We start from the raw sequence: 25,978 nt of genomic DNA on the forward strand, positions 1-25,978 counted from the left end.
ACCTTATGGCTTGTTTGTAAAGTGATTTAGAGATAAAATTCATAATTTAGCATCCTTAAATTAAAATGTAATATATGGTTGCTATTGTTGATGGTGGTTCTACCAAATGTGATTGGGTAATTTTAGATGACTTTAAAAAAGTCTTTATGAAGACAGAAACTATTGGTTTTAACCCCAATAATATTGCTGCAGAACTCATCGTACCTGAAATTGAAAAGAACATCAACCTTAGCGCTGTCAGGAACTCTATAACTAAAGTTTTTTTCTACGGATCAGGTTGTGGAATACCTGAAAACTGTGCGACCATCGAAAGAGAGCTAAGTAAATTTTTTACTAAGGCAGATGTTTTAGCAAAAGAAGATCTAATGGCTGCTGCATATGCTGCATATACTGGTAAGCCTGCTATTGTTTGTATCTTGGGTACAGGATCTAATTCATGCTATTTTGATGGGAAGAACCTAAAAATAAAACTTCCTTCTCTTGGGTTCCTTATCGGAGACGAGGGGAGTGGAAGTGCAATTGGTAAGCAATTGGTACGCCGCTTTTTCATGCAGAAACTCCCGAAGGATCTTCATGAAGAATTTGAAGATACTTATCATTTAACTATTGAGGATGCCCTTAAAAATATGTATCATACCTCAAGGCCGAATGCCTATTTGGCGAATTTCAATAAATTTGTTGTAGAAAGGAAGGATCATCCTTATTTTCAAAAAATGGTTTTCGAAGAAATGAAAAATTTCTTTGAATATCAGGTTCTTCCCTATGAAGAATCGCAGGAAGCCGAAATTAATTTTATCGGCTCTATTGCATATTACTATGAAGAAACTCTTCGATCTGCAGCTGCAGAACTTAATTTAAATGTTGGTAAGATTGTACAAAAACCTATTGAAAGTTTAGTAAATTACCATATTAAATATATACTTTAAAAAAATAAATTCTATGTCAAATAAAATCCATCGCGACGAAAAGAACTTTAATCAAGCAGCCTTAGATTATCATAAAGCTGAGCCTAAAGGAAAAGTTGAAGTAATTCCTTCAAAACCGCATTCTTCTCAAAGAGATTTGTCTTTGGCATATTCTCCGGGAGTTGCAGTTCCTTGTATGGAGATTCACGAAAAGCCGGAAACTGTTTATGATTATACAGGAAAAGGTAATCTTGTAGCTGTTATCTCTAATGGTACAGCTGTTTTAGGATTGGGTGATATCGGACCAGAGGCTTCAAAACCTGTTATGGAAGGAAAAGGGCTTTTGTTTAAAATTTTTGCAGATATCAATGTTTTTGACATCGAAATCAATGAAAAGGATCCGGATAAATTTATTCAGATCGTAAAAGGGATTGCTCCTACTTTTGGGGGGATCAACCTGGAAGATATAAAAGCTCCTGAGGCATTCTATATTGAGCAAAGATTAAAAGAAGAACTGGATATTCCTTTGATGCATGATGACCAGCATGGAACCGCAATTATTTCTGCGGCAGCATTAATCAACTCTTTACTGATCGCTAATAAGAATATAGAGGATGTGAAAATGGTTGTAAATGGTGCCGGAGCGGCAGCGATTGCTTGTACAAAACTTTATGTTTCTTTAGGTCTTAGGAAAGAAAATGTTCTGATGTGCGATAGTAAAGGGGTGATTAATCATAAAAGAGAAAATCTTACTCCTGAAAAATTAGATTTTATTGCTCAGACAGATATTGAAAGTCTGGAAGATGCGGTAAAAGGATCAGATGTTTTTGTTGGTTTGTCTAAAGGAAACGTAATGACTCCTGAAATGCTGAGCAGTATGAACGAAAATCCTATCGTATTTGCTTTGGCAAATCCAGATCCTGAGATTGCTTATGATGTTGCTCTTGAAACGCGCAAGGATGTGATCATGGCTACAGGAAGAAGCGATTATCCTAACCAGGTTAACAACGTATTAGGTTTTCCTTATATTTTCCGAGGGGCTTTGGATGTACAGGCAAAAGGGATCAATGAAGAAATGAAATTGGCGGCTGTCCATGCTATTGCTGATTTAGCAAAAGAACCCGTTCCGGAAGCTGTAATTTTAGCTTATAATGTTCAAAATCTTCAATTCGGCAGAGAATATTTTATTCCAAAACCGTTTGATAACAGATTGATTACAAGAGTTTCAAGTGCTGTGGCAAAAGCGGCTATTGACAGTGGAATTGCCGGAAAACCAATTTCCGATTTTGAAGAATATGAGAATCAGCTTCTCGATAGAATGGGAAGAGATGAGAAACTTGTACGAATGATGCAAAGCCGTGCTAAATCTAATCCAAAAAGGGTTACTTTAGGAAATGCAGAAGAGTATAATGTGTTGAAAGCAGCTCAGATTCTTTATGAAGAAGGGATTGCCTATCCAAGTCTTTTAGGTGAAAAGAAATACATCAAAGAGCAGATGGAGCGTTATGGAATTAACCTTGATGTTCCAATTATTGATCCAAGTGATGATGATCAGGAGGAAAATAGAAAAAAATATAGAGAAACACTTTGGAAACTTCGTCAGAGAAAAGGGATGAATGAGTACAAAGCGAAGAGATATGTGCGTCAGAGAGATTATTTTGGTCCACTTATGTTAAAGCATGGAGATACTGATGCTCTTATCGTTGGTTTTTCTAAAAATTACGCATCTGTTTTACGCCCGGTTTTAGAAATTATAGAGAAAGAAAAAGGGGTAGATAAAGTAGCAGCTATGATGATGATACTTTCAGAGAAGAAACCGATTTTCTTTGCTGATACATCGATCAACAATAATCCGACGGCTGAAGATCTTGTAAACATTGCTAAAATGGCTGAAATCACTGTTAAATCTTTTGCAATCGAACCTAGAATTGCAATGCTTGGATTTGAAAACTTTGCAGCGATCTCTGACACTTCCAAAAAAGTGGCTAAAGCGGTTAGCATATTACACGAGAAATATCCAAAAATGATTGTTGATGGAGAAATTCAACCAGATTTTGCTATGAATGCAGATCACCTTAGTGATTATCCTTTCTCAAAATTAGGAGAAACTCCAGCAAACACATTTATCTTTCCGAATCTGGAAAGTGCTAATTTATCATATAAAATTATCAGAGGGATGAAGGTGGCACAAGTGATTGGGCCGATTCTTATGGGATTAAAGCAGCCGGTGCATGTTTTACAAATGCGTTCCAGTGTAGATGAAATTGTAAATCTTGCTACTGTAGCGGTTCTTGACGCGCAGAGAAGAGAAACAAAAAAATAACTTTTTTTTAAAAATTATTGAATTAAATATTGAAAAACTCCAAATTTTGGAGTTTTTCGTTTTTATATCAAATGATTGAATATCACCTCAAAAATTAAGTTAAAAATCATTCGTACGTGAAATGAAAACATTAATTAGTTTAAATTACTATATTTGGGAGTTTTAAAACTTAATAATGATATTTTCTTTACAAGGCATTGTTCAAGAACTTACGCCAACTTATGCAGTAATCAACGTCAATGGAGTTGGTTATTATACAGGCATTAGTTTAATGACCTCACAGACTCTGAAGCTCAATCAGGAGACTTTTCTATTTATTCAACAGATTATTCGGGAAGATGCACATTTGCTGTTCGGCTTTAACAGTCGTTTGGAAAAAGAGATGTTCAATCTGTTAATAAGTGTTAATGGAGTAGGTGCCGTATCTGCCCTTATTTTGTTGTCAACATTAAGCCTCGATGAGATCGCTTCAGCGATCCTTTCAAGCAATAGTGCACTCATCCAAAAAGCCAAAGGAATTGGTACTAAAACGGCAGAAAGAATCATTGTGGATTTGAAGGATAAAGTCCAAAAATTCAGCAACCCCGAAGAAAATATTTCTACGGTTGCGAATAATAAAATCAAGGAGGAATCGTTATCTGCATTAGAAGTTTTAGGAATTCCTAAACGCATGAGCGAGAAGATTGCAGATCGTATGATAAAACAAAATCCAAGTATTTCAGTGGAAGAATTGGTAAAACAAATTTTAAAAAACCTTTAACATTTGGTGGCAAATAACAAGTATCTCAATATATTTCTGTTCCTGTCGTTCTTATGCATGTCAGTAAGTACCTTTGCACAGGTACGACGTGACACTGCAATTATTAAGAAGGACTACGAACTGGCTGACCCTACACAATTCGAAGCTTTTTACGACATAAAAACCGGAATGTACTATGTGTATCCTAAAATTGGAAATACGGTAACAGGGCCGCCAACTGCCATGTCTCCTCAGGAATATAAGGAGTTTATGATGGCAAGTCAGACAAAGGCTTATTATAAAGATAAATCCGATAAATACAATTTACTTTTCCGAAAAGATAAGACCGATGCGCAAAGGAGAGGGCTAATTCCTGCATTAACGATTCGTAACAAGCTTTTCGAAACTATTTTTGGAAGCAATAAAATTGAAATAATTCCCACCGGATTTGCATCTTTTGATTTTGCCGGGCTTTATCAGAAAATTGATAATCCATTAATTTTACCTCAAAACAGAACCAGTTTTACTTTCGATATTAATCAGAGGATTCAACTTGGCCTTTTAGGTAAAGTAGGAGAAAATCTACAGTTAAAGGCTAATTATGACACGCAAAGTGGTTTTGCGTTCGAGAATAGAATGAATCTTGTATGGCAAGCCAAAGGAAGCTGGAAAGATCTCCAGACAAAAGGTCTGGGCGATGTCAATGCACCTGGGGCCGGATCTGAAGATAAGATTATAAAAAGGGTAGAGTTTGGTAACGTAAACATGCCACTTTCTACAAGTTTAATCAGGGGTTCTCAATCTTTATTCGGGGTAAAAACCGAATTCCAGTTAGGGAAAACTTTTGGTACCGTAGTACTTTCCCAACAACAGGGAGAGGCGCGTAATATTGTTGTACAGGGTGGAGGAGCTGTCAATACCTTTAAGATCGATGCGATCAACTATGAAGATAATCAGCATTACTTTTTAGGACATTATTTTTTAGACAACTACGATCGATCGTTGGCTAATTATCCGCAGATCAATTCGAAGATTAATATTACAAGACTTGAAGTATGGGTGCTGGATCAAGGGAACACTAATCTGGCAGCTCAGAAAAGTATTGTAGGGATCAGGGATCTGGGAGATAAGGCGGGTGTATTTCCTGACAATCCTAATAACAATCTTTACCAAACGATTTCAACGACGATGGGGACTCGGGACCCTGGGATTAATTATAATGATCTTATAAAAAATCAATCACTACCTGATGCAACAGGAGCTTTAGTTCCATACATAGAAGGAGAACATTTTATTTTTAATAAAAAAGCAAGAAGATTAAATGCAAGTGAATATACACTACAGCCACAATTAGGATATATTTCATTAAACCAAAAGTTAAATGATAATCAATTGCTGGCGGTTTCGTATTCCTACACAGATGGTTCCAACAAAGTCTACAAAGTGGGAGAATTTTCGGAAGAAAGTCCGGTTTTGATGACCAAAGTTTTGCGCTCCAATACTACCGTAAATGTGGCTTCTCCTATGTGGCCATTGATGATGAAGAATATCTATGCGTTGGATGCAGGGCAAATCAGCCAGGATGGGTTTATATTGAATGTATTGTATAGAGATGGAGATAGCGGGGGTAAAGTAAATTATCTTCCGAATACAAGTGTTAAAGATATCAATTTACTAAAGCTGTTAAATTGGGACCGTTTGAACATGAACGGGGATATTCAAAATAACAGTGGCGGAGGTACTGGGGATGGTATATTTGATTTTGTCAATGGTATTACGATCAGACCTGAAACAGGAAAGATTATCTTCACAAAGACTCAACCCTTTGGTAGTTATATGGAAGGAGTATTGGGAAGCAGTGATCCTAAATACGTTCAAAAAGACATTTATGACCGACAGAAGAATCTTCCAACATCAATTCCTCAACGATATACATTAGAAGGACGATATAAAGGAACTGCAGGACAGGGAATCTCTTTAGGAGCTGTGAACGTCCCTCAAGGTTCTGTAAAAGTTTCCGCTAACGGGGTTCAGTTGACAGAAGGAATAGATTATACCGTAGACTACATGTTGGGAACGGTTACGATCATCAATGAAAATGTAAAACAGTCTGGTCAGGCAATCAATATTTCATTGGAAAACCAGTTAACTTTCAATACCCAGAGAAAAAGATTTTTAGGGTTAAACTTGGAGAGAAGGTTTAATGAGAATTTCATCTTAGGAGCTACTGTTGTTAATTATTCTGAATCACCACTTACTCAAAAGGTAAATTATGGTCAGGAGGCTGTAAACAATACAATGGCTGGGATTAATTTGATGTATAATAATCAGGTTCCTTTCCTTACAAGACTTACCAATAAAATTCCAATGGTGAAAACCGAAGCCCCTTCCAATTTGAATTTTAAAATGGAGGGCGCTTATTTGCTACCAGGGCTAAATAAAGGAACGAATGATCAATCTTATATTGATGATTTCGAACAGACAACATCTAAAATATCACTAAAAGAGCCGGCTGCATGGAGCTTAGCGTCTAAACCAGAAAAATCCGGTGGTGTATTCCAGGGAGCAGGCGCAAGTAATGATATTACCAACGGCTATGGAAGGGGACTTTTATCCTGGTATACCATTGACCCTAGATTTTGGGGGATTGGAGGAAGAGCACCTGCTGGAATAACTCCTCAATCGGTATCTAATCACGCATCCAGAAGAGTTCAGTATTCTGAGATCTATAATAACAGAGATTTTGTTGCGGGTGAGCAAACCTTTTTGAATACGATGGATATTTCTTATTATCCTGCTGAAAAAGGACCGTATAACGTTAACCCTAATAATGAAACGACTCAGCAGAGATGGGCAGGGATGATGAGACCTATTACTGTTTCCAATTTTACAAACTCAAATATTGAATATGTAGAATTCTGGATGATGGATCCTTATGCAGATGGAAACAATCTTGGTGCTGATCCAAAATTATTACTTCAATTAGGGAATGTGTCTGAAGATGTTTTGAAAGATGGTTTTATGCAGTATGAAAATGGTTTACCTACAGCTACTGCACCGTCTGTTACAACGAGTTCAAATTGGGGAACACAGCCAAAACAACCTCCTATTCTTTACGCCTTTTCTAGTGAAGGGCAGGATAGAACGATACAGGATGCCGGGTTTGATGGTTTGACATCAGATCAGGAATCCATGAGATTCGGAAATACATTTACCAATCCGGTGACCAATATTGCTGACCCTGCGGTTGATGATTTTGTATTCTATATGTCAGCAAAATTTACTGGAGGTCAGGCTTCATCACTGATTCAGAGGTACAAATATTTCAGAGGGCCCGAAGGGAATTCTCAAAGCAATTCATTAGAAGTGGCTTCACAAACTCCTGATGCTGAAGATATCAATAAAGATTATAACCTTGATCAAAGTGAAAACTATAATGAGTATCAAATTAAATTAGATCAGGGAAGCTTAGCTGTAGGACAGAATAATATCGTCGACATGAAAACTGTCCAGGCGCAATTTCAGAATGGGCAGACTGCACCTGTAAAATGGTATTTATTTAGAATTCCTGTTGCTTCATATGTGATGGATGCTGGTGATCATAATCCTGGTATTCTTAATAACGTCAGATTTGCAAGAATGCTATTAACTGGTTTTGATCAGACTTCTACATTAAGATTTGGAACCATGGATCTTGTGAGATCGGATTGGAGAAAATATCCTAAAAAAACAGCGGCAACTGGAGAAATAGCTCCAAATGATCCAGGAGATGAAGGTGCTGCAAATGTCTCTGACGGCGAGTTGGCAAAATTTGAAATAGGGAGTGTTAATATTGAAGAAAATGCTTTAAATCAACCTCCATATGTTTTACCTCCTGGAATAGACCGTCAAATTCTAAGTGGAAATGCTGGGGTACAAAGACAAAATGAAAGTTCTTTATACTTAAAAGTAACAGAACTTCCAAAGAGCGAATCAAGAGGTGTATTTAAAAATACAACCTTGGATATGAGAAGATATAAGAAATTAAAAGTTTTTGTACATGCAGAAGACCCTACAAGAAGAGTAGAAGGTATGGATGAAAAAACTAAATTTTTTATTCGTTTTGGAAGTGATGCTGCAGATAATTATTATGAATATGAAGCTTCATTAAAGATAACACCTAAAACAGCGACAGCACCAATGGAAATATGGCCAATGGAGAATGATGTTGATTTAGAAATTCAGAATTTTGTAGATGCTAAAATCAGGAGAGATAAGAATTCTCCAAACGATATAGCGAAAAGAATTTTAGATCCAGTCTTTGGTACTACGGATAAACTGAAAAATATTTACATTAAAGGACGCCCAAGTTTAGGGAACATCACCACTATTGTAATTGGTATAAGAAATGGAGTGCCAAGAGGTGAAGAGGGCACATCAATTGATAGAGTGTTATGGGTTAATGAACTTCGTCTTTCTGAGATTGACAATAAAGGAGGGTATGCCGGAAATGCAAGCTTAAACTTTAACCTGGGTGATTTTGCAGTAGTTAACACAAGTGCTTCCTATAGCTCTGTTGGATTTGGTAATATAGATTCAAAACCTGCTGAAAGAAATCAATCTACACAATCAGCCTTCAGTATTAATACCGCTGTCAATTTAGATAAACTTCTTCCGGAAAAAACAGGGGTTAAAATTCCGGTCAACTATTCCTACTCACAAACGATTGAAGACCCAAAATATAATCCTTTAGATACGGATGTTGAGTTTAAGAAAGCAGCGAACAGAGAACAGCTTAAAAAAGTGGCAAGGACTTATACGCAGCAGAGAAGCTTGGGGGTTGTAAATATGCATAAAGAAAGGGTTAATCCAAATAAAAAACCTAAATTTTATGATGTGGAGAATATTTCGGTTACCGCTGTTTATAATGATGATTTTTTTAGGGATATTTATACGAAGAAAAACTACAGACAATACCTAAGAGGGTATGTAGATTATAACTATACGTTCAAACCTTGGGTGATTAAACCGTTCAACAAAATGATCAGCGACACGGCTAAGTCTACAAAATACCTAAGATGGATCAAAGAATTTAACCTGAACCCAATTCCAACGAGATTTTCTTTCAGAACTGAAATCGACAGGAATTATAATGAACTTGAGTTCAGAAGCGTTGATGCGATTATCAATGGAAATTTCAATGATGAGTCTCAGGCGATAAGAAATAGAAATTTCTATTTTGGATGGCAGTACGGTTTAGGATTTAATTTTACAAAATCATTGAAACTGGAAATCAATTCTGCAACAAGAACATTGAATGATAATGTAGATGTGAATACAATGGATAACTCTTCCATCTTTGGAAATGTATTCAGATCCGGAAGGCCCGTACTATACAATCATAGAGTACAGTTGAACTATAAGCTTCCGTTCCAGTATTTACCATATCTTGATTTTATCGACGCAGAATTGGGGTATGGATTTACTTATAACTGGAATGCCAGATCTACTGCTTTATTATATGATCAAGAAGGAAGTTTGGGTTCTGTGGGTCAGAATACCAATGTTATTCAGGCTACAGCAACTGCAGATTTTCCAAAATTCTTTGGTCAGTTCAAGTATTTCAAAAATATAGCGACCAAACTTTCAAAACGTAAACAGGAAATTGACTCATTAAATAATGTATATACCCAGCAGTGGGAAAAGAAAAGATACAAGTTTAAAAACTATAAATTTAAAAATAGACTGACAGTTTTACAAAGTGCAGCATTTTTACTGACTTCTTTCAAACAGCTGGATGTTAATTATTCTGAGAATAATGGTACGGTATTACCTGGTTTACTTTCTGCTCCGAATTGGTATGGGTATGGTCAGACTTTGGGTGGTCCTACAATCGGATTCTTGTTGGGATCTCAGGCAGACATCAGAAGAACGGTTATTGAAAATGGCTGGGTAAGTACAAGAGATTTAATGACAGATCCATATGTAAGGATGTCAACACGCGAATTGAGGGCCAATTTACAAGTCGTACCAATGAATGATTTGAGAATTGATGTCAGTGTATTGCATAATTATAATAGGAACTTCTCACAAACAGGTTTTAATAATCCATTAAATTTAGGTAGGGCTAATCATGATTATGCTTTTGCTAATGATTTGATTACCTATTCGAACTCTGTAATACTTTTGAAGACTTCTTTCAAAGATGGGCAGGCAGTATATCAATCAATCAGAGAAAATGCCAGGGCAATTTCACAAAAAATGGGAGATATGTCAACTGTCGATAATAATGGATTCACTTCTGGATACGGTATTGGTAATGCATATGTTTTAATCCCTGCGTTCAGAGCAGCAGTAGAAGGAAAGTCTCCTAGGGGAATTGGTAATGCTAAGAAAGCAGGATTACCAATACCAAACTGGAAAGTAATCTATTCTGGTTTAAGAAATGTTCCAATTATCAACGGACAATTTTCAAAATTTGATTTGTTACATAGTTATAATGCCACTTATACAGCCACAGGGATACAATCAAGTATAGACTATTTTAATGCAATTTCTACAGGAGGAAGTCTGTTTGATGTTAACAAGAATAGAATTAATCCATTCACATTCTCTCAGGTAGGATATGTAGAATCCTTCTCGCCACTGATCGGGGTTGATGTCACCATGAGAAACAATATGCAGTTTGGTATCCAGTATAATAGAAACAGAATGTTGTTACTAGGATTAGTTAATCAAACACTCACAGAAGATGCCAATACAGAATACGTAGTTAGGTTAGGATACATTATCCGTAACTTCAGATTAGGAGTGAATGATACCAGAAGAAGAGGTAAAGGAAAAGGAAGTGATCTTAACATCCGTGGAGACTTCTCGTTAAGAGACAGCAGAACCAGTATTACCAATATACTGCTAGATGATTCTCAGGTTACAGGCGGACAGAAATTAATGAACATAAAAATTTCTGCAGATTACAATGTTTCTGAGAATTTAAATCTAAGGGTCTTCTACGAACAAATGACCTCTAAGTATAAGATCTCTACGGCATTCCCGCTATCAACAGTTAGAGCTGGGTTATCGGCAACGTTTACATTCGGAGATTCCGGAGGCTTTTAATGAGTAACATATATAAAAAAAATATCCCTTTCTAAATTAAGAAGGGGATATTTTTTATATAAAAGTATATTGAAAGAACAAAATTAGAATTAATAAACAATTTGTATTGCATTTACCAATGTTATGTATTGGGTAAGTTTGTTATTTTAGTTAACTCAAAAAACATTTTAAATAAACAAACATACTTTTTTTGGACCTTATAGAATTTTGAATAAATTTGTAGAATAATAAAAATCAAAAAATGAACACACCATCGGAATTAAAGTACACTAAAGATCACGAGTGGATCAAGATTGAAGGAAACATCGCTACTATTGGTATTACTGATTTTGCACAGGGAGAGCTTGGGGATATCGTATATGTTGATATAGACACTGTTGATGACGATCTTGAGGCTGGAGCTGTTTTTGGAAGTGTAGAAGCAGTAAAGACTGTTTCAGATCTATTTTTACCTATTGCTGGAAAAGTTAAAGAGTTTAATGAAGAATTAGAAGCTCAACCGGAGTTGTTAAATACGGATCCTTATGGAGACGGATGGATCATCAAATTAGAGATTGCTGATGGTGCAGATCAGTCTGAATTACTTTCTGCAGAAGAATACCAGGCTATCATTGGATAGGCTTTCAAAAATATTTAGTAAGATATTGCCCATTTATTGGGCATTTCTTACTTATATGCTTCTCAAGCCCGGAGAAGAGAACCGTGAATACTTCTTTATGTTCAATGGGTTCGATAAAGTTTTGCATCTGAGTATATTTGCAATGCTGAGTTTCTGTTTTATTGCGGCATTTCCAAAAATCAAATTTTCTTATTTTTTTCAGATCATCCTTATATATGCATTCCTTACAGAAATACTACAGGAAGAAATGCATTGGGGTAGATCCATGGAAACTTTAGATGTAGTTGCAGATGTTATTGGATGCTTACTGGGGTACTATATATATAAGGTGCTTGTCAAGCGTTTTTTCTCATCAGATCATTCACTATAGAATCAAAAGCTTTTTAGCTTTCCTTTCCTGGGAGCTTAATCCCGCTATCCACTCTTACTCCTCGTTCCTGCGTTTTCTTTCAGAGCCATGCTTACTGTGGGGTAACCGTTACTATCGGGGCTAGGATGTTCGGCGTTTTATTGCTGTACTAATATATTATATATAGATTCCTTATCAAATGAATTTTCCTTTGTCGCTTTACTTGGAGCCTTCGTAAGGGACTTCGATTCTTAATAGTTGTTGGGATGAGAAAGTTATAGGGCCTTAAAGAATACCTTTTTTAAGATATTTGTCTCCCTCCAGAAGGGCAATCTGATCCCTTAAGCCCATCTTCCGATAAAATGAAAAATTAATTTGATAATGTGGATAACTGTATTTGTGTTTTAAGTTATGTGATATCAGTTGTTTATGCGAATACTTTTCCACGCTGCTTGATTTTATGTTAAATAGATTTGGAAGTGTAGGGTAATAAGCTCTACTTTTGCACCACTGAAAACGAGAGATAGTAGGTAGCGCAGAAGAACAGTAATAAAGAGAAACTTTTAAAAAAAAATAAATGAGAATTTATTTTGAAAAGTGAGAAAAGTTTGTATCTTTGCAATCCCAATTAAGGGAGCGCAGAAGTAGAGAAGATTGAATGAATGATTTAAGATTTAGGGTTAACAATAAACTTTAAAATTTCTTAAAAAACATTTGGTCATATTAAAAACATTTATTACTTTTGCACTCGCAAATCGGTAGCTAAAACGACAGAAAAATTAGCTACAGTATAAAGCGGAAGAAAAGAGATCATTGAAAAATAGATATAACAACCAAGTAAGGAAAAACTAAAGCGTCAAAACTTTGAGTGAGTCAGACAAACATACAATGGAGAGTTTGATCCTGGCTCAGGATGAACGCTAGCGGGAGGCCTAACACATGCAAGCCGAGCGGTAGGGTTTCTTCGGAAACCTGAGAGCGGCGCACGGGTGCGGAACACGTGTGCAACCTACCTTTATCAGGGGGATAGCCTTTCGAAAGGAAGATTAATACCCCATAATATATTGAATGGCATCATTTGATATTGAAAACTCCGGTGGATAGAGATGGGCACGCGCAAGATTAGATAGTTGGTGAGGTAACGGCTCACCAAGTCAATGATCTTTAGGGGGCCTGAGAGGGTGATCCCCCACACTGGTACTGAGACACGGACCAGACTCCTACGGGAGGCAGCAGTGAGGAATATTGGACAATGGGTGAGAGCCTGATCCAGCCATCCCGCGTGAAGGATGACGGCCCTATGGGTTGTAAACTTCTTTTGTATAGGGATAAACCTTTCCACGTGTGGAAAGCTGAAGGTACTATACGAATAAGCACCGGCTAACTCCGTGCCAGCAGCCGCGGTAATACGGAGGGTGCAAGCGTTATCCGGATTTATTGGGTTTAAAGGGTCCGTAGGCGGACTCGTAAGTCAGTGGTGAAATCTCATAGCTTAACTATGAAACTGCCATTGATACTGCGGGTCTTGAGTAAAGTAGAAGTGGCTGGAATAAGTAGTGTAGCGGTGAAATGCATAGATATTACTTAGAACACCAATTGCGAAGGCAGGTCACTATGTTTTAACTGACGCTGATGGACGAAAGCGTGGGGAGCGAACAGGATTAGATACCCTGGTAGTCCACGCCGTAAACGATGCTAACTCGTTTTTGGGTTTTCGGATTCAGAGACTAAGCGAAAGTGATAAGTTAGCCACCTGGGGAGTACGTTCGCAAGAATGAAACTCAAAGGAATTGACGGGGGCCCGCACAAGCGGTGGATTATGTGGTTTAATTCGATGATACGCGAGGAACCTTACCAAGGCTTAAATGGGAAATGACAGGTTTAGAAATAGACTTTTCTTCGGACATTTTTCAAGGTGCTGCATGGTTGTCGTCAGCTCGTGCCGTGAGGTGTTAGGTTAAGTCCTGCAACGAGCGCAACCCCTGTCACTAGTTGCCATCATTCAGTTGGGGACTCTAGTGAGACTGCCTACGCAAGTAGAGAGGAAGGTGGGGATGACGTCAAATCATCACGGCCCTTACGCCTTGGGCCACACACGTAATACAATGGCCAGTACAGAGGGCTGCTACCAGGCGACTGGATGCTAATCTCGAAAGCTGGTCTCAGTTCGGATTGGAGTCTGCAACTCGACTCTATGAAGCTGGAATCGCTAGTAATCGCGCATCAGCCATGGCGCGGTGAATACGTTCCCGGGCCTTGTACACACCGCCCGTCAAGCCATGGAAGTCTGGGGTACCTGAAGTCGGTGACCGTAACAGGAGCTGCCTAGGGTAAAACAGGTAACTAGGGCTAAGTCGTAACAAGGTAGCCGTACCGGAAGGTGCGGCTGGAACATCTCATTTTAGAGCGTCTTTAGACGATAAAAAAAACAAAGGTACTTAAATGTACCATGCACTTACTTAAAGAGAAGCTTTAGTTTTTTATTTGGTTGATATATTAAAAAAAATACACACCCACTAGAAATTAGTATCAGAGGGAGAGAGATTTTAGATTATAAATTATAGATTTTAGATTTGAAAATTAATTTAAAATTCAAAATTTAAAATTTAAAATTAATGAAGTCTCGTAGCTCAGCTGGTTAGAGCGCTACACTGATAATGTAGAGGTCGGCAGTTCGAGCCTGCCCGAGACTACTAATTGAAAAGACGGGAGATAAAAAGACAAGAGATGTGAGACAAATGATAGTCTCAGTTCTCAAATCTCTTCATCTTCAAGTCTAACTAGAGGGGGAATTAGCTCAGCTGGCTAGAGCGCCTGCCTTGCACGCAGGAGGTCAAGGGTTCGACTCCCTTATTCTCCACTATAGATGGTTTAAACTTAAAAAAGCAGATAGAGCCAAATACAATATTTGCGGATTATATCATCGATAGAATAAAGATCATTGACATTAACGGTAAAAATATCACAAAGAGATAACCGAGCACTTTCGAGTGCCGAGTTTATAAAAATAGAGTTCAACAATTAATTGTTGGATAAAAAAAATACTGAACTAATATAATTATTAGGAAAGAAATCGTTAAGGGCGTATGGCGGATGCCTAGGCTTTCAGAGGCGACGAAGGACGTGGTAAGCTGCGAAAAGCTCGGGGGATTGGCACACACGAATTGATCCCGAGATGTCCGAATGGGGCAACCCGGCTGGTTGAAGACCAGTCACCTCTTAGGAGGAGCAAACCCGGAGAACTGAAACATCTAAGTACCCGGAGGAAAAGAAATCGAAGAGATTCCGTAAGTAGTGGCGAGCGAAAGCGGATTAGCCCAAAAGCTTTTATATGTTTAATAGAATGTTCTGGAAAGAACAGCCATAGAGGGTGATAGCCCCGTATATGAAAGGCATATTTAAGTGATAAATGAGTAGGGCGGGACACGTGAAATCCTGTCTGAATATGGGGGGACCATCCTCCAAGGCTAAATACTCCTGAAAGACCGATAGTGAACAAGTACTGTGAAGGAAAGGTGAAAAGCACTTCGAATAGAAGGGTGAAATAGAACCTGAAACCGTACGCCTACAAGCGGTCGGAGCCCACAAGTTGGGTGACGGCGTGCCTTTTGCATAATGAGCCTACGAGTTAATTTTACTAGCGAGGTTAAGGACTTCAGGTCCGGAGCCGGAGCGAAAGCGAGTCTGAATAGGGCGTATAGTTAGTAGGATTAGACGCGAAACCTTGTGATCTACCCATGGGCAGGTTGAAGCTCTGGTAACACAGAGTGGAGGACCGAACCGGTTGACGTTGAAAAGTCTTCGGATGACCTGTGGGTAGGGGTGAAAGGCCAATCAAACTGGGAGATAGCTCGTACTCCCCGAAATGCATTTAGGTGCAGCGTCGTATATAAGTTTATTAGAGGTAGAGCTACTGATTGGATGCGGGGGTTTCACCACCTACCAATTCCTGACAAACTCCGAATGCTAATAAATGTTCTACGGCAGTGAGGGCATGGGTGCTAAGGTCCATGTCCGAGAGGGAAAGAACCCAGACCAACAGCTAAGGTCCCCAAATATATGTTAAGTTGAAGCAACGCGGTTGGACTGCATTGACAGCTAGGATGTTGGCTTGGAAGCAGCCATTCATTTAAAGAGTGCGTAACAGCTCACTAGTCGAGCGGTCCGGCATGGATAATAATCGGGCATAAACATATTACCGAAGCTATGGATTTACAACCGTTGGGTTGTATCTGGTAGGGGAGCATTCTATTTGCGCCGAAGCAGTATCGTGAGGTATTGTGGAGCGGATAGAAAAGAAAATGTAGGCATAAGTAACGATAAAGGGGGCGAGAAACCCCCTCACCGAAAGACTAAGGTTTCCTCAGCCATGCTAATCAGCTGAGGGTTAGTCGGGACCTAACGCGAACCCGAAAGGGGTAGTGGATGGACAATGGGTTAATATTCCCATACTTGCTCACACTAAAAAGGGGACGGAGTGCCGTACTTACTGGAGACTGACGGAATAGTCAAGGCCTAGCCTTCGGGCGAAGCTGCTGTAGGGAAAGTGCTTCCAAGAAAAGCCGAAGTGAAGCAACCCGTACCAAAACCGACACAGGTAGTCGAGGAGAGAATCCTAAGGTGCTAGAGTGAATCATGGTTAAGGAACTAGGCAAAATAGTCTCGTAACTTCGGGAGAAGAGACGCCATCAGCAATGGTGGCCGCAGTAAAGAGGCCCAGGCGACTGTTTATCAAAAACACAGGACTCTGCAAAATCGAAAGATGCAGTATAGGGTCTGACACCTGCCCGGTGCTGGAAGGTTAAGGAAGGGCGTTAGCGTAAGCGAAGCGTTTGACTGAAGCCCCAGTAAACGGCGGCCGTAACTATAACGGTCCTAAGGTAGCGAAATTCCTTGTCGGGTAAGTTCCGACCTGCACGAATGGTGTAACGATCTGGGCACTGTCTCAACCATGAGCTCTGTGAAATTGTAGTCTCGGTGAAGATGCCGAGTACCCGCAATGGGACGAAAAGACCCTGTGAACCTTTACTATAACTTCGTATTGACTTTGAGTAAGTAATGTGTAGGATAGGTGGGAGACTTTGAAGCAGGCACGCTAGTGTTTGTGGAGTCAACGTTGAAATACCACCCTTTACTTACTTGGAGCCTAACTTCTTTTAGAAGGACATTGCGTGGTGGGTAGTTTGACTGGGGTGGTCGCCTCCAAAAGAGTAACGGAGGCTTTCAAAGGTACCCTCAGCACGCTTGGTAACCGTGCGTAGAGTGTAATGGCATAAGGGTGCTTGACTGTGAGACCTACAAGTCGATCAGGTGCGAAAGCAGGACATAGTGATCCGGTGGTTCCGTATGGAAGGGCCATCGCTCATAGGATAAAAGGTACTCCGGGGATAACAGGCTAGTCTCCCCCAAGAGCTCACATCGACGGGGAGGTTCGGCACCTCGATGTCGGCTCGTCACATCCTGGGGCTGGAGAAGGTCCCAAGGGTTGGGCTGTTCGCCCATTAAAGTGGCACGCGAGCTGGGTTCAGAACGTCGTGAGACAGTTCGGTCTCTATCTATTGCGGGCGTTAGATGTTTGAGAGGGCTTGATTCTAGTACGAGAGGACCGAATTGAACAAACCTCTGGTGTATCAGTTGTACCGCCAGGTGCACTGCTGAGTAGCTACGTTTGGAAGAGATAAGCACTGAAAGCATATAAGTGCGAAACTCGCCTCAAGATGAGACATCTTTTAAGGGTCGTGGGAGATGACCACGTTGATAGGCTATAGGTGTAAAGGCAGTAATGTCATAGCCGAGTAGTACTAATTACCCGTAGATTTATAGCCTAATAAGGCGCACGAAAGTGCAGCAAGGTTACCTCTTTGTGATTGTTTTTATCGATTAAAACAGACAAGAGATGTAAAGATAAGAGAAAAGAGACTAAAAGTCTCGTGTCTCGACTCTTAAAATCTCAAAGTCTTATATACCTTCTTTAGGGTGGTTTTAGCGGTGGGGCTCACCTGTTCCCATTCCGAACACAGAAGTTAAGCCCACCAGCGCCGATGGTACTGCGAAAGCGGGAGAGTAGGTCGCCGCCAGTTTTTATTTAAAAGTCTCATACATTTATTTGTATGAGACTTTTTTTTGGTACATACATTATCATTATCCATACATACCCAATCAATAATCAATAATTGATCAATCATAAATGATCAATGATTAATGATAAAAGATAAGAGATAAGAGACAAGAGATAAATGTTGATTAATAGGTAACAGGAGTTATGAGTTATGAGTTATGAGTTATGAGTTATGAGTTATGAGTTATGAGTTATGAGTTATGAGTGCGAAGTAATCTGTCATTATTGATCAATGCTCCCTTCTAATATATTCCTTACTACTACTACTACTACTACTACTACTACTACTACTACTACTGATTGCCTTATCACTAGAGGTGGGCTTTAGCCCGCCTTCAATAAAAAGTGCAAAAGCTTATTGGCTTTAGCCAAAACTTAGCTGTGGACATACAAAACTCTCAAATCTCCATTTTCAACTTTCAACTTTCAATTTTACAACCATACTGTTATTTAAAGAATAAGATTCATTTGATTCTTCTTATTTTTGATAATAAAACTCCCATAAAAAACTCGGACTTAAATAATAACTATCAAAAGCTAATTCCCATTGAAAAAACAAATTCCTCTATTCATCCTTTTCCTTCTCATTGTATCGCATACCTATGCCCAATCATTAATAGTTCCTAAAGTCCTGGCTTTTTATACCGCTAAAAATGATCTTGCCCATATCAGTTATGTAGACGAAGCGAATCAATATTTTACTTCTTTGACCCAAACTAAAAAACTAGATTACACTTCAACAAATAATTGGGAGAAAATGGTAATTGATACCCTCTCGAAATATGATGTCATCCTATTTTTAGACACCCGTCCCGAAAAACCAGAACAACGTGAAGCTTTTAGACAGTATATGGAAAAGGGAGGGGGATGGATGGGATTTCACTTCGCCGCTTTTTCATTACACTCATCCGCATATGATAATAATTGGAGCTGGTATCATGATACTTTCCTGGGTTCCGGGGAATATAAGAGTAATACCTGGAGACCCACTAAAGCATTCCTTGAGCGGATCACTAAAAATAAGTTCACCCGATCATTACCTTTATTGCATGCACCAGCCAATGAATGGTATTCCTGGAAAAATGATCTTACCAAAAATAAAGATATCCAAATATTATATGCTATCGATCCCAAAAGTTTTCCCTTAGGAACAGGACCCAAACAACATGAAATATGGACCCAGGGTTTTTACCCCATCATTTGGACCAGTACAAAATACAATATGATCTATTCCAATATTGGACATAATGATATGGACTATGAACATCAGTACAGTAAAGACCAAACAAAAAGCCTTTCTTCAACTTTTAGCAGTAAAGAATATACCCGGTTTATAATTAGGGCGATTAATCACCTGGCAAGAGAAAAGAGAAAAAGATTTAATAAAGAATAAAGAATAAAGAATAAAGAATAAAGAATAAAGAATAAAGAATAAAGAATAAAGAATAAAGAATAAAGAATAAAGAATAAAGAATAAAGAATAAAGAATAAAGAATAAAATAATAGCTAATAATAAATAAGAAATATACATCCAAATACTTTTATAGCTGTTACAATATTTTCATTCCTTATATCGTAAAACTCTTTTTATTTTTCTAAAACCCAACGTAAGTATAGGTCCTTTTAAGTCGAATATTCTTTTTTATTCCCAAAATCAAAAATAAAGACCCTTACTTTTTACTATTTTCCATTCGGATATCCTCCTTTCCCTTTTCAAATTTCCACTTTCCACCATAGTTTTCATCTTTTTCCCAGTTATTCTTCTGTATTTTTTCCTCCAGCTTGCTTAGTTTTTCCTCGTAGTTATTACATTTTGCTCTGTTTCTATCGCATTTATAATAAATCCCCAGTTAAAAGCTTAAAATTTTTCCACTTGCCTTTCAGTTAGTTAAGGGTGAATATGAATTAAAAGTAAATTTTATGTTAAATAGATTTGGAAGTGTAGGGTAATAAGCTCTACTTTTGCACCACTGAAAACGAGAGATAGTAGGTAGCGCAGAAGAACAGTAATAAAGAGAAACTTTAAAAAATAAATGAGAATTTATTTTGAAAAGTGAGAAAAGTTTGTATCTTTGCAATCCCAATTAAGGGAGCGCAGAAGTAGAGAAGATTGAATGAATGATTTAGGATTTAGGGTTAACAATAAACTTTAAAATTTCTTAAAAAACATTTGGTCATATTAAAAACATTTATTACTTTTGCACTCGCAAATCGGTAGCTAAAACGACAGAAAAATTAGCTACAGTATAAAGCGGAAGAAAAGAGATCATTGAAAAATAGATATAACAACCAAGTAAGGAAAAACTAAAGCGTCAAAACTTTGAGTGAGTCAGACAAACATACAATGGAGAGTTTGATCCTGGCTCAGGATGAACGCTAGCGGGAGGCCTAACACATGCAAGCCGAGCGGTAGGGTTTCTTCGGAAACCTGAGAGCGGCGCACGGGTGCGGAACACGTGTGCAACCTACCTTTATCAGGGGGATAGCCTTTCGAAAGGAAGATTAATACCCCATAATATATTGAATGGCATCATTTGATATTGAAAACTCCGGTGGATAGAGATGGGCACGCGCAAGATTAGATAGTTGGTGAGGTAACGGCTCACCAAGTCAATGATCTTTAGGGGGCCTGAGAGGGTGATCCCCCACACTGGTACTGAGACACGGACCAGACTCCTACGGGAGGCAGCAGTGAGGAATATTGGACAATGGGTGAGAGCCTGATCCAGCCATCCCGCGTGAAGGATGACGGCCCTATGGGTTGTAAACTTCTTTTGTATAGGGATAAACCTTTCCACGTGTGGAAAGCTGAAGGTACTATACGAATAAGCACCGGCTAACTCCGTGCCAGCAGCCGCGGTAATACGGAGGGTGCAAGCGTTATCCGGATTTATTGGGTTTAAAGGGTCCGTAGGCGGACTCGTAAGTCAGTGGTGAAATCTCATAGCTTAACTATGAAACTGCCATTGATACTGCGGGTCTTGAGTAAAGTAGAAGTGGCTGGAATAAGTAGTGTAGCGGTGAAATGCATAGATATTACTTAGAACACCAATTGCGAAGGCAGGTCACTATGTTTTAACTGACGCTGATGGACGAAAGCGTGGGGAGCGAACAGGATTAGATACCCTGGTAGTCCACGCCGTAAACGATGCTAACTCGTTTTTGGGTTTTCGGATTCAGAGACTAAGCGAAAGTGATAAGTTAGCCACCTGGGGAGTACGTTCGCAAGAATGAAACTCAAAGGAATTGACGGGGGCCCGCACAAGCGGTGGATTATGTGGTTTAATTCGATGATACGCGAGGAACCTTACCAAGGCTTAAATGGGAAATGACAGGTTTAGAAATAGACTTTTCTTCGGACATTTTTCAAGGTGCTGCATGGTTGTCGTCAGCTCGTGCCGTGAGGTGTTAGGTTAAGTCCTGCAACGAGCGCAACCCCTGTCACTAGTTGCCATCATTCAGTTGGGGACTCTAGTGAGACTGCCTACGCAAGTAGAGAGGAAGGTGGGGATGACGTCAAATCATCACGGCCCTTACGCCTTGGGCCACACACGTAATACAATGGCCAGTACAGAGGGCTGCTACCAGGCGACTGGATGCTAATCTCGAAAGCTGGTCTCAGTTCGGATTGGAGTCTGCAACTCGACTCTATGAAGCTGGAATCGCTAGTAATCGCGCATCAGCCATGGCGCGGTGAATACGTTCCCGGGCCTTGTACACACCGCCCGTCAAGCCATGGAAGTCTGGGGTACCTGAAGTCGGTGACCGTAACAGGAGCTGCCTAGGGTAAAACAGGTAACTAGGGCTAAGTCGTAACAAGGTAGCCGTACCGGAAGGTGCGGCTGGAACATCTCATTTTAGAGCGTCTTTAGACGATAAAAAAAACAAAGGTACTTAAATGTACCATGCACTTACTTAAAGAGAAGCTTTAGTTTTTTATTTGGTTGATATATTAAAAAAAATACACACCCACTAGAAATTAGTATCAGAGGGAGAGAGATTTTAGATTATAAATTATAGATTTTAGATTTGAAAATTAATTTAAAATTCAAAATTTAAAATTTAAAATTAATGAAGTCTCGTAGCTCAGCTGGTTAGAGCGCTACACTGATAATGTAGAGGTCGGCAGTTCGAGCCTGCCCGAGACTACTAATTGAAAAGACGGGAGATAAAAAGACAAGAGATGTGAGACAAATGATAGTCTCAGTTCTCAAATCTCTTCATCTTCAAGTCTAACTAGAGGGGGAATTAGCTCAGCTGGCTAGAGCGCCTGCCTTGCACGCAGGAGGTCAAGGGTTCGACTCCCTTATTCTCCACTATAGATGGTTTAAACTTAAAAAAGCAGATAGAGCCAAATACAATATTTGCGGATTATATCATCGATAGAATAAAGATCATTGACATTAACGGTAAAAATATCACAAAGAGATAACCGAGCACTTTCGAGTGCCGAGTTTATAAAAATAGAGTTCAACAATTAATTGTTGGATAAAAAAAATACTGAACTAATATAATTATTAGGAAAGAAATCGTTAAGGGCGTATGGCGGATGCCTAGGCTTTCAGAGGCGACGAAGGACGTGGTAAGCTGCGAAAAGCTCGGGGGATTGGCACACACGAATTGATCCCGAGATGTCCGAATGGGGCAACCCGGCTGGTTGAAGACCAGTCACCTCTTAGGAGGAGCAAACCCGGAGAACTGAAACATCTAAGTACCCGGAGGAAAAGAAATCGAAGAGATTCCGTAAGTAGTGGCGAGCGAAAGCGGATTAGCCCAAAAGCTTTTATATGTTTAATAGAATGTTCTGGAAAGAACAGCCATAGAGGGTGATAGCCCCGTATATGAAAGGCATATTTAAGTGATAAATGAGTAGGGCGGGACACGTGAAATCCTGTCTGAATATGGGGGGACCATCCTCCAAGGCTAAATACTCCTGAAAGACCGATAGTGAACAAGTACTGTGAAGGAAAGGTGAAAAGCACTTCGAATAGAAGGGTGAAATAGAACCTGAAACCGTACGCCTACAAGCGGTCGGAGCCCACAAGTTGGGTGACGGCGTGCCTTTTGCATAATGAGCCTACGAGTTAATTTTACTAGCGAGGTTAAGGACTTCAGGTCCGGAGCCGGAGCGAAAGCGAGTCTGAATAGGGCGTATAGTTAGTAGGATTAGACGCGAAACCTTGTGATCTACCCATGGGCAGGTTGAAGCTCTGGTAACACAGAGTGGAGGACCGAACCGGTTGACGTTGAAAAGTCTTCGGATGACCTGTGGGTAGGGGTGAAAGGCCAATCAAACTGGGAGATAGCTCGTACTCCCCGAAATGCATTTAGGTGCAGCGTCGTATATAAGTTTATTAGAGGTAGAGCTACTGATTGGATGCGGGGGTTTCACCACCTACCAATTCCTGACAAACTCCGAATGCTAATAAATGTTCTACGGCAGTGAGGGCATGGGTGCTAAGGTCCATGTCCGAGAGGGAAAGAACCCAGACCAACAGCTAAGGTCCCCAAATATATGTTAAGTTGAAGCAACGCGGTTGGACTGCATTGACAGCTAGGATGTTGGCTTGGAAGCAGCCATTCATTTAAAGAGTGCGTAACAGCTCACTAGTCGAGCGGTCCGGCATGGATAATAATCGGGCATAAACATATTACCGAAGCTATGGATTTACAACCGTTGGGTTGTATCTGGTAGGGGAGCATTCTATTTGCGCCGAAGCAGTATCGTGAGGTATTGTGGAGCGGATAGAAAAGAAAATGTAGGCATAAGTAACGATAAAGGGGGCGAGAAACCCCCTCACCGAAAGACTAAGGTTTCCTCAGCCATGCTAATCAGCTGAGGGTTAGTCGGGACCTAACGCGAACCCGAAAGGGGTAGTGGATGGACAATGGGTTAATATTCCCATACTTGCTCACACTAAAAAGGGGACGGAGTGCCGTACTTACTGGAGACTGACGGAATAGTCAAGGCCTAGCCTTCGGGCGAAGCTGCTGTAGGGAAAGTGCTTCCAAGAAAAGCCGAAGTGAAGCAACCCGTACCAAAACCGACACAGGTAGTCGAGGAGAGAATCCTAAGGTGCTAGAGTGAATCATGGTTAAGGAACTAGGCAAAATAGTCTCGTAACTTCGGGAGAAGAGACGCCATCAGCAATGGTGGCCGCAGTAAAGAGGCCCAGGCGACTGTTTATCAAAAACACAGGACTCTGCAAAATCGAAAGATGCAGTATAGGGTCTGACACCTGCCCGGTGCTGGAAGGTTAAGGAAGGGCGTTAGCGTAAGCGAAGCGTTTGACTGAAGCCCCAGTAAACGGCGGCCGTAACTATAACGGTCCTAAGGTAGCGAAATTCCTTGTCGGGTAAGTTCCGACCTGCACGAATGGTGTAACGATCTGGGCACTGTCTCAACCATGAGCTCTGTGAAATTGTAGTCTCGGTGAAGATGCCGAGTACCCGCAATGGGACGAAAAGACCCTGTGAACCTTTACTATAACTTCGTATTGACTTTGAGTAAGTAATGTGTAGGATAGGTGGGAGACTTTGAAGCAGGCACGCTAGTGTTTGTGGAGTCAACGTTGAAATACCACCCTTTACTTACTTGGAGCCTAACTTCTTTTAGAAGGACATTGCGTGGTGGGTAGTTTGACTGGGGTGGTCGCCTCCAAAAGAGTAACGGAGGCTTTCAAAGGTACCCTCAGCACGCTTGGTAACCGTGCGTAGAGTGTAATGGCATAAGGGTGCTTGACTGTGAGACCTACAAGTCGATCAGGTGCGAAAGCAGGACATAGTGATCCGGTGGTTCCGTATGGAAGGGCCATCGCTCATAGGATAAAAGGTACTCCGGGGATAACAGGCTAGTCTCCCCCAAGAGCTCACATCGACGGGGAGGTTCGGCACCTCGATGTCGGCTCGTCACATCCTGGGGCTGGAGAAGGTCCCAAGGGTTGGGCTGTTCGCCCATTAAAGTGGCACGCGAGCTGGGTTCAGAACGTCGTGAGACAGTTCGGTCTCTATCTATTGCGGGCGTTAGATGTTTGAGAGGGCTTGATTCTAGTACGAGAGGACCGAATTGAACAAACCTCTGGTGTATCAGTTGTACCGCCAGGTGCACTGCTGAGTAGCTACGTTTGGAAGAGATAAGCACTGAAAGCATATAAGTGCGAAACTCGCCTCAAGATGAGACATCTTTTAAGGGTCGTGGGAGATGACCACGTTGATAGGCTATAGGTGTAAAGGCAGTAATGTCATAGCCGAGTAGTACTAATTACCCGTAGATTTATAGCCTAATAAGGCGCACGAAAGTGCAGCAAGGTTACCTCTTTGTGATTGTTTTTATCGATTAAAACAGACAAGAGATGTAAAGATAAGAGAAAAGAGACTAAAAGTCTCGTGTCTCGACTCTTAAAATCTCAAAGTCTTATATACCTTCTTTAGGGTGGTTTTAGCGGTGGGGCTCACCTGTTCCCATTCCGAACACAGAAGTTAAGCCCACCAGCGCCGATGGTACTGCGAAAGCGGGAGAGTAGGTCGCCGCCAGTTTTTATTTAAAAGTCTCATACATTTATTTGTATGAGACTTTTTTTTTGGTACATACATTATCATTATCCATACATACCCAATCAATAATCAATAATTGATCAATCATAAATGATCAATGATTAATGATAAAAGATAAGAGATAAGAGACAAGAGATAAATGTTGATTAATAGGTAACAGGAGTTATGAGTTATGAGTTATGAGTTATGAGTGCGAAGTAATCTGTCATTATTGATCAATGCTCCCTTCTAATATATTCCTTACTACTACTACTACTACTACTGATTGCCTTATCA

At 39.9% G+C, this 25,978-nt stretch carries 7 protein-coding genes, 4 tRNA genes and 6 rRNA genes; all 17 read left to right on the forward strand.

Annotation, left to right across the window (positions count from 1 at the left end; translation table 11 throughout):
- Nucleotides 1-74: 74 nt before the first annotated feature.
- The 17 genes from CEY12_RS17625 to rrf (CEY12_RS17710) all read left to right on the forward strand — a co-directional run bounded on the left by CEY12_RS17625 (nt 75) and on the right by rrf (CEY12_RS17710) (nt 25,684).
- Nucleotides 75-926: a BadF/BadG/BcrA/BcrD ATPase family protein gene (locus tag CEY12_RS17625; protein ID WP_089028932.1), complete on the forward strand. Its 852-nt coding sequence runs from the start codon at nt 75-77 to the stop codon at nt 924-926.
- Nucleotides 927-939: 13 nt separating this feature from the next.
- Nucleotides 940-3,228 carry an NADP-dependent malic enzyme gene (locus tag CEY12_RS17630; protein ID WP_089028933.1) on the forward strand — a complete coding sequence of 763 codons (2,289 nt, stop codon included), beginning with the start codon at nt 940-942 and terminating at the stop codon, nt 3,226-3,228.
- 175 nt (nt 3,229-3,403) lie between these two features.
- Nucleotides 3,404-3,988, forward strand: a complete 585-nt coding sequence (gene ruvA / locus CEY12_RS17635) for a Holliday junction branch migration protein RuvA (protein WP_089028934.1) — start codon at nt 3,404-3,406, stop codon at nt 3,986-3,988.
- Nucleotides 3,989-4,045: 57 nt separating this feature from the next.
- Nucleotides 4,046-11,062, forward strand: coding sequence for a cell surface protein SprA (gene sprA / locus CEY12_RS17640; protein ID WP_089028935.1), 7,017 nt, complete (start codon nt 4,046-4,048; stop codon nt 11,060-11,062).
- A 241-nt stretch (nt 11,063-11,303) separates the two neighbouring features.
- A complete protein-coding gene (gene gcvH, locus CEY12_RS17645; RefSeq protein WP_089028936.1) occupies nt 11,304-11,681 on the forward strand; it encodes a glycine cleavage system protein GcvH in 378 nt (125 codons plus the stop codon).
- The gene (locus tag CEY12_RS17650) at nt 11,623-12,051 is read left to right on the forward strand and encodes a VanZ family protein (RefSeq protein ID WP_172821045.1); all 429 of its coding nucleotides are present in this window, start codon (nt 11,623-11,625) and stop codon (nt 12,049-12,051) included. The genes gcvH and CEY12_RS17650 overlap by 59 nt, the downstream gene beginning before the upstream one ends.
- Before the next feature lie 864 nt (nt 12,052-12,915).
- Nucleotides 12,916-14,432: ribosomal RNA gene (locus CEY12_RS17655) — 16S ribosomal RNA — on the forward strand.
- Nucleotides 14,433-14,649: 217 nt separating this feature from the next.
- A tRNA-Ile gene (locus CEY12_RS17660) sits at nt 14,650-14,723 on the forward strand.
- 93 nt (nt 14,724-14,816) lie between these two features.
- A tRNA-Ala gene (locus CEY12_RS17665) sits at nt 14,817-14,890 on the forward strand.
- Nucleotides 14,891-15,096: 206 nt separating this feature from the next.
- Nucleotides 15,097-17,855, forward strand: a 23S ribosomal RNA gene (locus CEY12_RS17670).
- 147 nt (nt 17,856-18,002) lie between these two features.
- Nucleotides 18,003-18,110, forward strand: a 5S ribosomal RNA gene (gene rrf, locus CEY12_RS17675).
- Together the 16S, 23S and 5S rRNA genes with 2 tRNA genes alongside form the textbook arrangement of a ribosomal RNA operon.
- Nucleotides 18,111-18,695: 585 nt before the next feature.
- The gene (locus tag CEY12_RS17680; RefSeq protein WP_089028028.1) at nt 18,696-19,541 is read left to right on the forward strand and encodes a ThuA domain-containing protein; all 846 of its coding nucleotides are present in this window, start codon (nt 18,696-18,698) and stop codon (nt 19,539-19,541) included.
- 948 nt (nt 19,542-20,489) lie between these two features.
- Nucleotides 20,490-22,006: ribosomal RNA gene (locus tag CEY12_RS17690) — 16S ribosomal RNA — on the forward strand.
- 217 nt (nt 22,007-22,223) lie between these two features.
- Nucleotides 22,224-22,297: transfer RNA gene (locus CEY12_RS17695), tRNA-Ile, on the forward strand.
- Between the two features lie 93 nt (nt 22,298-22,390).
- A tRNA-Ala gene (locus CEY12_RS17700) sits at nt 22,391-22,464 on the forward strand.
- Nucleotides 22,465-22,670: 206 nt separating this feature from the next.
- Nucleotides 22,671-25,429: ribosomal RNA gene (locus CEY12_RS17705) — 23S ribosomal RNA — on the forward strand.
- 147 nt (nt 25,430-25,576) lie between these two features.
- A 5S ribosomal RNA gene (rrf, locus tag CEY12_RS17710) occupies nt 25,577-25,684 on the forward strand.
- Nucleotides 25,685-25,978 lie beyond the last annotated feature (294 nt).

It is taken from the genome of Chryseobacterium sp. T16E-39, from assembly GCF_002216065.1.
Classification (GTDB): domain Bacteria; phylum Bacteroidota; class Bacteroidia; order Flavobacteriales; family Weeksellaceae; genus Chryseobacterium.